This is a genomic window from Micromonospora sp. NPDC004540 (genome assembly GCF_040610095.1).
In the GTDB taxonomy this organism is placed as follows: Bacteria; Actinomycetota; Actinomycetes; order Mycobacteriales; family Micromonosporaceae; genus Micromonospora.
Window position 1 is genome coordinate 1 of record NZ_JBEXLR010000170.1, and the last position, 6843, is coordinate 6843.

General features: G+C 73.5%; 7 protein-coding genes and 2 pseudogenes. 4 read left to right on the top strand and 5 right to left on the bottom strand.

The features are described 5' to 3' along the window. Positions 1 to 94 (top strand): annotated as a pseudogene (locus ABZV78_RS30900) (VOC family protein); the annotation flags it as partial. A gap of 215 nt (positions 95 to 309) precedes the next feature. Here the strand turns inward: ABZV78_RS30900 and ABZV78_RS30905 are convergent. The 5 genes and pseudogenes from ABZV78_RS30905 to ABZV78_RS30925 form a co-directional block, all read right to left on the bottom strand. Beyond that, positions 310 to 648 (bottom strand): annotated as a pseudogene (locus tag ABZV78_RS30905) (SRPBCC domain-containing protein); the annotation flags it as partial. Between the two features lie 49 nt (positions 649 to 697). Beyond that, positions 698 to 2026 carry a low temperature requirement protein A gene (locus ABZV78_RS30910; RefSeq protein WP_355644275.1) on the bottom strand — a complete coding sequence of 443 codons (1329 nt, stop codon included), beginning with the start codon at positions 2024 to 2026 and terminating at the stop codon, positions 698 to 700. A 66-nt stretch (positions 2027 to 2092) separates the two neighbouring features. Next, positions 2093 to 2719: a GNAT family N-acetyltransferase gene (locus tag ABZV78_RS30915; protein WP_355644276.1), complete on the bottom strand. Its 627-nt coding sequence runs from the start codon at positions 2717 to 2719 to the stop codon at positions 2093 to 2095. A gap of 46 nt (positions 2720 to 2765) precedes the next feature. Then, positions 2766 to 3107, bottom strand: a complete 342-nt coding sequence (locus ABZV78_RS30920) for an MmcQ/YjbR family DNA-binding protein (RefSeq protein WP_355644278.1) — start codon at positions 3105 to 3107, stop codon at positions 2766 to 2768. Positions 3108 to 3138: 31 nt separating this feature from the next. Continuing rightward, entirely contained in the window at positions 3139 to 3729 is a 591-nt protein-coding gene (locus tag ABZV78_RS30925; protein WP_355644280.1) for a TetR family transcriptional regulator, read from the bottom strand. A 102-nt stretch (positions 3730 to 3831) separates the two neighbouring features. On the opposite strand from ABZV78_RS30925, the gene ABZV78_RS30930 reads away from it, so the two are divergent. The 3 genes from ABZV78_RS30930 to ABZV78_RS30940 all read left to right on the top strand — a co-directional run bounded on the left by ABZV78_RS30930 (position 3832) and on the right by ABZV78_RS30940 (position 6793). Continuing rightward, on the top strand, positions 3832 to 4302 hold the full coding sequence (locus tag ABZV78_RS30930; protein WP_355644282.1) for a MarR family transcriptional regulator: 471 nt from the start codon (positions 3832 to 3834) through the stop codon (positions 4300 to 4302). Further along, a complete protein-coding gene (locus ABZV78_RS30935; protein WP_355644284.1) occupies positions 4299 to 5936 on the top strand; it encodes an MDR family MFS transporter in 1638 nt (545 codons plus the stop codon). The genes ABZV78_RS30930 and ABZV78_RS30935 overlap by 4 nt, the downstream gene beginning before the upstream one ends. Before the next feature lie 95 nt (positions 5937 to 6031). Further along, the gene (locus tag ABZV78_RS30940) at positions 6032 to 6793 is read left to right on the top strand and encodes a phosphatase PAP2 family protein (protein ID WP_355644286.1); all 762 of its coding nucleotides are present in this window, start codon (positions 6032 to 6034) and stop codon (positions 6791 to 6793) included. Positions 6794 to 6843: the final 50 nt, after the last annotated feature.

Genomic DNA, 6843 nt, shown 5'->3' on the forward strand with positions numbered 1-6843 from the left:
GCGCTCCGCCAAGGGCGTCGGCCCCTATCTGCAGTTCACCCGCACACCCGACGTGAAGACCGTGTGGAACCGCGTCCATCTCGACCTTCGCCCATCCCAGACCGTCGCCCCGGCGGCCACGCCGAGCACCGCCAGGACCGCGGCCACGAGCACCGCCCGCCGGCGACCGGTCCGGCTGCGCACGTCACCGAGCAGCCGGACCACCGGCAGTTCGGCGGTCAGCCCGCCCTCGGCCCGACGCAGGTCGACCTGCTGGAACGCCAGCCAGTCGAGGATTGCCGGCAGTCGCCCGGTCACCGCCCGCTGGTGCTGCTCGGCGCGCCGGTCGGCGTCCCAGTCGCCCTGCTCCAGCACCTCCCGCACCGACAGCCGGGAACCGTGGCCGGTGGGGACGATCTCGCAGGCCAGCCGGGTGCTCCGGTCCGCCTCGCGGCAGCGCAGCACCAGCCGTTCCGGCGCGCGCAGCTCGACCACCTCCACCTCGGTGTCGGCGTCGTACCCGGGCAGCCCCGCGGTCCGCAGCAGCGTCCGGTCACCCAGCGACTCGCTTCCGGCGAACCACTTGGCAAGCAGTTCCTGTTCCGTCAGCGCCCGCCAGATCCGTGCGGGCGCGTGGAACAGGTCGACCTCGGTGGCGATCTCGATCACGCGGAGACTCTAAGGGTCGCCGGTCCCACCATGTCGGACGGGCGAGCGGCTACTCCGCGGGCTGCTCGGAGCCGTCGTGCCAACGGGCGCGGAAGGCCGCCTCGCTCGCCTCGTGGCTGGCCTTCTCCTCGTAGACGGCCCGGCGCAGCGCGGCGCGGGAGTCGGCCATCATCACCAGCTCGATCGCGACGAGCGCGATGCAGATCGCGGTGAGCAGCCCGAGCGCGCCCAGCGCCGGCAGGTGCCCGCCGACCGACAGCCCGGCGGCGAGCGCGGCGAGGGCGGCGACCCGGGTCCACGACACGGTCCGCAGGGTGCGCAGTTGGAACCCCATGTCCGCGGCGAGGTAGAGCATCACGCCGGCGAAGAGCAGCAGCACGGCCGGGCCGTGGGGCCGCTCGGTCACCCCGCCGGCCGGGTCGGTGATCGTCCGCACCAGCTCCTCGGCGCCGAGCGCGAACAGGATCACCCCGGCGATCATGGGCAGGTAGAGATAGGCGTACGCGTCGCGGGCCATCGCCACGCGTGGGCGGCCCTCGGCGGCGTGCAGCGCGATCCGGGCGGCCGGGCCGATCATGTCGAAGTGCGCCCACCAGAGCGCTGCGGTGAACAGGATGCCGAAGATCGCCGCCGGGATGGCTGGCCAGGTCACCGGCTTGCCGATCAGGTTGCCGCCGACTCCGACGGAGATGACCGACTCGCCCAGCGCGATGATCAGGATGAGGTCGTAGCGCTCGGTCCAGTGCTCTGCGGAGGTGATCTGCCAGCCGTCGGTGCCGGCCAGCAGGCCGCTGGCGTACTGGATGACGACCACGGCGATCCAGAGCCCGTCGCGCACCCAGAGCCCGAGGTCGCGATCACCGATCTCGGGCGGGAGCACCGCCGCGACCAGCAGCAGGCAGGTGGTGATGAGCACCTCGGGGACGAACTTCCAGAGCGTGCGCCGGGCCGGCGGGTTGCCCCGGGTGGCGTACGCGTACAGCGCGATGTGCACGGCGCGGATCACCATGTAGCTGACGGTGACCAGGATCGGCCCGGCGGTGCCCTCCCGGAGGGTGCCGAAGGTCTGTGGCAGGGCCAGCGCGAAGGTGAAGAGCGCGACCATGCCGATGACCATGAGCACCGGGACGAAGCCCTCGCCCAGCCGGAGCCGGCTGGCCACCGCGCTGTGCACCACCCAGCACCACCAGAGCACGGCGAGCACGAGCATGGCGTGCAGCAGTTCGCGCGGGGTCACGTTTGCGGCGGTGGCCCGGGTGATGATGAAGAACGACACCACGAAGACGAGGTCGAAGAAGACCTCGAACTTGTCCACCCGGGCGGCCGGCGCGACCGGCATGGCGGGCCCCAGCCCCTTGCCCCACCCGTCGCGGCCCACCGCCCGAGTCTGTCAGCGGCGGGTCGGCCCCCGGGACGGAATCGATCGTCATCCCGGCCGGCCTCGTCAGGTGGTGGACCGGCCCAGATAGGTGAGCGGGCCTGGGTCCGGCACCGGGATCACGTGGAAGCCCAGCCGGTCGTAGAAGCCGCGGGCGCGGACGTTGGCGGTGACCATGCCGAGGTGCAGCGCGGGCGCGCCGGCCCGGGCGGCGGCGGCCAGGCACGTCTCCAGCAGCCGCCGGCCGTGGCCGCGCCCCTGGTGGCTGGGGAGCAGGTCGATGTGCAGGTGGGCCGGGTAGCCGGCCAGCTCCGGCAGGAGCATCCGCTCGGGACGGTGGTGCAGGGCGATCATCTCCTCGTCCGGGGTGCGCGGGTCACCGGCCGGCGCGGGGTAGCGGTGCGCCAGCCGGGGGATCCAGACGCGCCGGTAGGCGCGGACGAAGGCGGGGGTGTCGGCGGCGCCGACCACGTAGCCGACCACGCGACCGGCGTCGGCCAGCACGAACGCCAGCTCCGGTTCGAGGTGCAGGTAGGGGCCGGCGAAGAGGTCGGGCATCAGGTCGTCGGAGGCGTACCGTCCGCGGGCGTCGCCGCCGGCGTCGGCGGTGCGGACGCAGATGTCGTAGACCGCGTCGTGGTCGGCGGGCCGGTACGGCCGCACGGCCGCCGTGGATGTCGTGCTGGCGCTCATGTCGGGACCGTAAGGCGTGGTATCGCTCTCACCGAAGCCCCGGCGCTCACTCACCCAGCCGTTGGCGGGCCAGGAACTTCGGCACGACCATCCGCCACGCCTCGCACACCAGCTCGGTCATCTGGTCGTGGTCGAGCCGCTCCAGGTGGCAGCAGACCCAGTGGAACCGCAGGTCGCTGGGGCGGGGCAGGAAGAACAGCTCCGGCTCGGCGGCGATCAGCCCGTCCCGCTGCTCCTTCGGGTAGCCGAAGCCCATGCTCCGCTCGTCGCGGCTGAACGCGACGTAGACGATCGCGCCCACCCGGAACTTGATCCGGTCGTGGATCAGGTGCTCGCTGGTGCGCGGCAGTGTGCGGGCCAGGGCGCGCACCTCGTCGACGGTGACCACGCCGAGGACGGTAGCCCCACCCTCCGACACCTCAGCCGGTCGCCGGGGCGGCGTGGGCGAGCGCGGCCCGGAGCGTGCCGGCGAGCGGCTGGTCCGGCGCCTCGATCCACTGCTGGACGGCGACCCGCAGGGTGGCCAGGAACGTCGCGGCCAGGATCCGGGCGCGCAGCGCCGCATCGGCGCCGGTCAGCCGGCGGGCGACCTCCCCGGCCAGCTCCCGCTCGATCGCCGTGTACGCGGCCACCTGGTGCGCCACCAGGCCCGGGTTGCCGTGCAGCCGGCGGCGCCGGTTGAGCCAGGACTCGGCGGTCCCGTCGTACATCTCGTCGGCCTGGCGCAGCGCGGCCCGGCTCAGCGCCGCCCACGGCGGCAGGTCGGCGGGTTGCTCGGCGATCAGGTCGAGCAGCCGGCGCAGCCGCATGGTGTCGCCGTGGAAGAGCGCCTCCTCCTTGCTGGAGAAGTAGTTGGAGAACGTGCGCCGGGACACGTTGGCGGCGTCGGCGATCGCCTCGACGGTGACCCGGTCCGGCCCCTGCTCGGCGGCCAGGCGCAGGGCCGCCTCGTGCAGGGCGAGGCGGGTCGCCGCCTTCTTCCGCTCACGCAGCCCGGTGGCCTCCTCCATGGTTGCCCAGCGTACGTGATCCGTTTCTCAATGAGCAAACTTGCCTACTGCGCAAGATTCGCGAATGATTGCTTGAGGCAACCAAGGCAGGGGAGGGGAAGAGTGGACGCGACCAGCCGAGAGCTCGTCACCCGGTTGCAGGACCTGCTGACCGGCGTGCGGCTGCTCAAGCAGCGGCGCGCCGACGACCGGCCGGCCGTGCCACCCGGCCTGGTGGGCCTGCTTCGGCACATCGACCGGGACGCCACCACCGGCTGCCATGCCCGGGACCTGGCGGAGCGGAGCCGGCTCGACCCCTCGACGGTCAGCCGGGCGGTCGCCGCGCTGGTCGCCGACGGCCTGGTCGACCGGCGCGCCGACCCGGAGGACCGGCGGGCGAGCCAGCTCACGGTCACCCCGGCCGGCCGGGCCGCCCTGACCGAGGCCTACGACTGGTACGGCGGGGTGCTCTCCCGGGCGCTCGCCGACTGGACCCCCGGCGAGGTGGCGGCCCTGTCCGCCGCGCTCGGGCGGCTCACCCGCGACCTCGAGGTCGCCCTCACTCGACACGACAACCTGGAGGACGCGCGATGAGCGCACCCACCGCGACGGCGGACGCCGCGCCCATGAACCGGCGGCAGACGCTGGAAGCCCTCAGCGGCCTGTTGCTGGTGCTCTTCGTGGCCATGCTGAGCGGCACGGTCGTCTCGACCGCCCTACCGAAGATCATCGGAGCCCTCAACGGCTCGCAGACCCAGTACACCTGGGTGGTCACCGCCACCCTGCTCACCGCCACGGCGACCACCCCGATCTGGGGCAAGCTCGCCGACCTGTTCAACAAGAAGCTGCTGATCCAGGTCGCCATCGTGGTCTTCCTGGCCGGCTCGGTCGCGGCCGGCTTCGCGCACTCCGCCGGCCAGCTCATCGCCGCCCGCGCCTTCCAGGGCATCGGCGTCGGCGGCCTCCAGGCCCTGGTCCAGGTGGCCATCGCGGCCATGATCCCGCCCCGGGAGCGCGGTCGCTACAACGGCTACCTCGGCGGCGTGATGGCCCTCGCCACGGTCGGCGGCCCTCTGCTCGGCGGCCTCATCGTGGACACCTCCTGGCTCGGCTGGCGCTGGTGCTTCTTCGTCGGGGTGCCGGTCGCGATCATCGCGCTGATCCTGCTCCAGGTCACCCTGCACCTGCCCACCGCGCGGCGGGACAACGTGAAGATCGACTACCTGGGCGCCACGCTGATCGCCGCCGGCGTCAGCCTGCTGCTGATCTGGATCTCCTTCGTCGACGACTCGTTCGCCTGGCTGTCCTGGCAGACCGGCGCGATGGTCGGCGGCTCCGTGCTGCTGCTCGCCCTGGCCGTCCTCGTGGAGTCCCGGGCCGCCGAGCCGGTCGTCCCGCTGGAGATCGTCCGCGAGCGCACCACCGCGCTGGCCATCCTCGGCAGCCTCGCGGTCGGCATGGCGATGTTCGGCGGCGCCGTCTTCCTCGGCCAGTACTTCCAGATCGGCCGCGGCTACAGCCCGACCGAGGCCGGCCTGCTCACCATCCCGATGATGGCCGGCGTGCTGCTCTCCTCGATCGTCGCCGGTCGGCTGATCACCGCCTCCGGGAAGATCAAGCCGTACATCGTCGCCGGGTCGGTCATCCTGGTCGCGGGCTTCGCCCTGCTCGGCACCATCGACCACGAGACCTCGCTGGTCCTGGTCGGCGCCGCCATGTTCATCGTCGGCGTGGGCGTCGGCATGACCATGCAGAACCTGGTGCTCGCGGTGCAGAACACGGTGGCGCTCAAGGACATCGGTGCGGCCAGCTCGACCGTGGCGTTCTTCCGCTCGCTCGGCGGCACCATCGGCGTGTCGGTGCTCGGCGCGGTCCTGGCCCGCCAGGTCACCGACCGGATCACCCACGACCTGGCCGCGGCCGGGATCCCCACCTCGGGCGGCGGCGGCAGCACGCTCAACCTCGCCGCCCTGCCCGCGCCGGTGCAGCACATTGTGCGGGCCGCGTACGGTGACGCGACCGGGCACATCTTCCTGATCTCCGCCGCCATCGCGGTCGTCGGGATCCTGGCCGCGCTTCTGCTCAAGCCGGTCACCCTGCGGTCCAGCCTGGACCTGCCCGACACCGCCCGCTCGGTCGCCGTCGCGGCCGACGCGGTCGACGGGGCGCCCGCCTTCGACGAGGTGTCCGTGGACGTCACCGGACCGGGCGAACCCGCCCGCCGCTGACGCCCCGTCGTCCCAGGGCCGTCGCCGATCCGGCGGCGGCCCTGGTCCGTGCCCACCCGGCCGGCGTACGCCGGCCGCGACCGAATCGAGGCGCCGTGGACACCACGCAGCCCGCGCCGCCGCCGGTGGCCGCCGACGCGCGGCCGGCCGGGGCGATCCGCCGGGCGGTCCGCGAGCTGGCCCTCGTCGCCGCGCTCTTCCTCGCCTACAAGGCGGGCCGGCTCGCGGTGGCGGGGCGGTCCGCCACCGCGCGGGCGAACGGGGAGCGGATCTGGTGGCTGGAGCGACTGCTGCACCTGCCGGACGAGGCCGCCGTGCAGGCGCCGCTGCTCGTCCACGAGCTGCCGGTCCGGCTGGCCAACTGCTACTACGCGTACGTGCACTTCCCGGCCACCGCGCTCTGCCTGGTCTGGCTCTACCTCCGCCATCCCGCGTACTACCGCTGGATGCGGCGGGCGCTCGCCGCGCTCACCGCGGCGGCGCTGGCCCTGCACGTCCTGGTCCCGCTCGCCCCGCCCCGGATGACCGCGCTCACCGGCCTCGTGGACACCGGCAGCCGGTACGGCCCCGCCGTCTACGGCCCACCCGAGGCCGACACGCTGAGCAACCAGTACGCCGCCATGCCCTCGCTGCACGTCGGCTGGGCCCTGGCCGTCGCCGTCGCGCTGGTCACGGTCACCGCCGGGCGGTGGCGGTGGCTCTGGCTGGCCCACCCGGTCGTCACCCTGCTGGTGGTGGTCGGCACCGGCAACCACTACTGGCTCGACGGGGTCGTCGCGGTGACGCTGCTCGGGCTGATCCTGGCGGCGCTGCCCCGGCCGGGCGGGCCGTGCCGGTCCCCGGCCGCGCCTCGGTAGTCGCCGGTCGCCAGCGATCCCGCGACCATCAGGTCGGTGACCCAGCCGAG

What these genes read in the sequence shown, in the direction of transcription:
- ABZV78_RS30915 (WP_355644276.1), bottom strand. Translation starts at nt 2,719, where the DNA reads ATGAGCGCCAGCACGACATCCACGGCGGCCGTGCGGCCGTACCGGCCC.
- ABZV78_RS30925 (WP_355644280.1), bottom strand. Translation starts at nt 3,729, where the DNA reads ATGGAGGAGGCCACCGGGCTGCGTGAGCGGAAGAAGGCGGCGACCCGC.
- ABZV78_RS30935 (WP_355644284.1), top strand. Translation starts at nt 4,299, where the DNA reads ATGAGCGCACCCACCGCGACGGCGGACGCCGCGCCCATGAACCGGCGG.